The sequence below is a fragment of the Vibrio sp. OPT46 genome (assembly GCF_015163535.1).
Lineage (GTDB): Bacteria > Pseudomonadota > Gammaproteobacteria > Enterobacterales > Vibrionaceae > Vibrio > Vibrio alginolyticus.
Map to the genome: position 1 here is coordinate 14,264 of NZ_JADDYG010000559.1, position 3,437 is coordinate 17,700.

General features: G+C 43.1%; 3 protein-coding genes and 1 pseudogene. 1 reads left to right on the top strand and 3 read right to left on the bottom strand.

Translation table 11 applies throughout. The annotated features are described in order from the left end of the window. Window positions 1-28: 28 nt before the first annotated feature. From trbJ to IQR33_RS22415, 3 genes are all read right to left on the bottom strand, one after another. Entirely contained in the window at window positions 29-805 is a 777-nt protein-coding gene (gene trbJ, locus IQR33_RS22405) for a P-type conjugative transfer protein TrbJ (protein WP_104974445.1), read from the bottom strand. 969 nt (window positions 806-1,774) lie between these two features. Then, on the bottom strand, window positions 1,775-2,788 hold the full coding sequence (locus IQR33_RS22410; RefSeq protein ID WP_193837476.1) for a replication protein RepA: 1,014 nt from the start codon (window positions 2,786-2,788) through the stop codon (window positions 1,775-1,777). Between the two features lie 12 nt (window positions 2,789-2,800). Then, window positions 2,801-3,025, bottom strand: a complete 225-nt coding sequence (locus tag IQR33_RS22415) for a helix-turn-helix transcriptional regulator (protein ID WP_017633904.1) — start codon at window positions 3,023-3,025, stop codon at window positions 2,801-2,803. A 218-nt stretch (window positions 3,026-3,243) separates the two neighbouring features. Here IQR33_RS22415 and IQR33_RS34035 point away from each other — a divergent pair. Then, window positions 3,244-3,437 (top strand): annotated as a pseudogene (locus IQR33_RS34035) (hypothetical protein); the annotation flags it as partial.

Sequence of the window (3,437 nt, forward strand, 5' to 3'; positions counted from 1 at the left end):
ATAAAAACTCGAATGATATTCTGCATGATTAGAACCCCCTATTTTTTGAACGGTCGGTAGGCTCTCCCATATCAAATAACCTTTCACGGGACGCTTGATATTGAGCTTCGCGGTCGGCTTCCGCCTGCATTCGAGAACCAACAGCATTCTGCTGAGCAATTAACAAACTACGGATTTGAAGGAGTTGGTTGACCTGGTTACTAGCAAGCTGGTTGGCATAGCCAATAGCCGCTAACTGACCATCTGCTCCCTGAGCTGCTGACTGTAATCGGTGCAGCTGACGAGCGTCAGCCTGCAAGTTTTTATGCTGTAGCTTCAAGCCTTCAAAGAGAGCATCGTTGGCTGTTTTTTGGGATTCGGACGCCAAGCGACGGTTTTCTTCCATCTTCGCTTGTTCTGCAGGCGTACAACCTCCAGATCCATTGAAGCAAGGTGAACTGCGGTAGTAGGCCACATCCTGGAATTTGCTTAGGTAAGCATCAAGGCTACCAAGCTGGTTTTGATAATAAGCAAGCGTATTGGTGGCATGAGTTAAATCATCAATCGTCGATTGTGCCTGGTCCCAAATATAAGCCACTGGGGCCATAGTGTTTTGCAGCTGGTTTTCATACTGCTGCAACTGAGTTTGGTACTGTTGGATCTGCTTGGCTGTTTGAGTGACAGACTCCATTGCTGACATAATATTTTGTGTCAGGTTCGTTCCATCAACAACCGGAATCCCAGCTACTACCGGTATGGGAGAGATAAATGCTAATGAAATAGCGGCCGTAGTTATTTTAGCCGCTAAAATACGTACGTTGTTCATAATTGAGTGCCCTTAGTATTGTCGTGACTAAGTTGCACCCACCAACCTGTATCGGCCCAAAACCTATAGATATGAGCCTTTACCCCTACTGAAAATCAGCGGTGAATGTGGACCTCTACAAAGATAGGTTGTCACTTTCTATCCTGGCGTCCGACCTGCGCGACACCTTAAAAACGCGCGGCCTCAGATCTTTGAAACATAGGTGTCATTCCCCTTAAAGCTGGTTAGGAGTTCCAAGGGTTAAAGTCGATAATTAGAGACCTCGTAGAGCAGGATACCGTTGAGCCCGAAGGTGCGAATAAAGGACGAGTGAAATAGGAACCATCAACTTGTTGGTGGGCCTACTTCACCTATCTTGCCCGCACCTCAGCACTGTTTATCCATGTTTTGCTATCTGCATATTTCTGCAAAGACGATGAATCTTGTCTGTATTTATATGTATATGTCAGAAAGTCTTGGAAGGTTACTCAAATGTTCTACAGTCCACTCGCCCCGCCCCTCAAATGTCAATAGATGTTGAAACGCCAAGAAGGTGAAACATTAAAACAGCTATTTTTCAATAACTTAAAAATCCACCAATGCCGTTCAAATCCATTCTATTGACAGTTTCAGACATGTATAAATCAGCTTAACAGTTCGGTATTTTATAGACTGTATTATTCCAATTTCGATACTCAAACTGCTCAGTCTTTACCAAATTATCCACTGTATTTTTCTCTTAACTACAGGTTAATTTTTTATATAGGTAAACCTACAGGAAAGTACTATAGGAGGTTCCACAACCATCTGTTATTAAAAAACTTTTTGGCCTTTCTCGGGACAGAACATGCGCACTCCGGGACAAAACATGCGTAAACCGGGACAAAACATGCGCAAAACTCCCCCTTTAAAGCGGGACAAAACATGCGTGGATAACTTTCTAATTTCCCAGACTTACTAATACCTAAAACGATGGTGTATACAGTTCCATTACGCTTCAATATCCCGTTCAATCTGTCGTTTTGTCCGTCGAGGTACTTGAGGAGCACTTGGCTTCAAAAGTAATCCTTTTTCGGTTGGAGTAGCATCTAGTTCTGGCCATGCCTGTTGTACCTTTTTAAGTCCATCATTGAACCGTCGTTTAAAGTCTTTGACATTGGCGTAATTCGCTCCCAATTGCCCCATCAAACCTAACCAAGGGATAATTGTGGCTCGCTTTAAATAACTCACCCGATAAGTCGCCCAGCAATATATATCTACGGCCATCGGAGAACGCTTAATTAACCGCAGAACTCTCATATCCAAAGGGACAGGTTTATCTGTAATAAGTTGAAAAAACTTAGGCGATAGTTCCACCCAAGATTCCCCTAATGAATCTTGATCGGATTGCTTTGTACTCCACCAAATATGGGAAATATCAGCGACCCTGGCTCCTGTTTCATCTTCACAAATATATCCACTATCATCATTTAGTTCTGTATAACTGACACTGATCGTAGTTTTGAACAACCGCCGCATTTGGTCCCTAAAGGAGTCTATTGGCCCATTTTCTCCCCCACTTGAACGCACCCCTAGTTTTTTCATAAAACCTCTTTGAGAATCTCCCAGTTCAAGCTTGCGTGCTTCCTGTTCAGTGATAAAGCCATTGTCCAGTTTTGACTTATTTCTCACTGCTTGTGTACTTACCCAAACCAAGAGATAGCGTGCATAACAACCAAAAGGCAAACCTACAGATGATGGTGCCATCATGTGGATGGTGAAATTACCATTCTTCCGGCTCCACTCATTCGATTTTGGATTACTGTGCGGCATGGTTGCTTGAATCAGAAGTCGAGCAATAAATCCGAGTTCATTGGCCTCCTGAGCACTGCATTCTTGAATCTCTATGATGGAGTCTACGTAGCTCGATCTCACCTCAACTTTTGTTTTACGGCGCACTACTGGGACATTTTTTTTATTGTTTGATACAAGGAACTCTGTATCCATAAAATCTTCAAACGACATATTGATTGCTGACTACCAAAAAAAGCCCGGTCTAGCTGCTTTGAATGCAGACCTGCGTTTTTCTTCTATCCAGTTTTCAACCTCTGCAAGATCCCACGCTACACTGCGGCTAGTAAGTACTATTCGTCGAGGAAACTCTCCCCGTTGCTCCATGTTGTAAATAGTCCGATCAGACAAAGGAATCATCTTAAGTAGTGTCTTGCGGTTAATCAGGGTTTTATGTGCCAGATCCTGCATGTCTTTGCCTCCTCTTAGTTGCTGAGACCTGACTATGCCAATATTTGTTAGACACTGGATTGGACGTTTTGGCGAATTAGGTTGAATCTTCAAACTATTTTCAAATGAATAGAAGACAACCACCAAAAATGCCACTAGTTGCTAATAGACTCATTGCTTAACCAGTAGTAACATTATCCAGTATTGTGTTGAGGGATGTGGTAAATGGGATGTGGTAAATGGAATATGCTGAAATCGAAAAGGAAGCAAGTGATCGCTTAGACGCATACTATATCTCTGTCTGGGAGGATTGTGACGCCTTTGTTGCCGATGGCATACGAGAGTTTAGGGAGCGCTGGGCACACTACACAGTACATTCAAAAAGAAAAGACCCTAGAAGCCATTTAAAGGGGAGTAAAGCTCACCACAAACT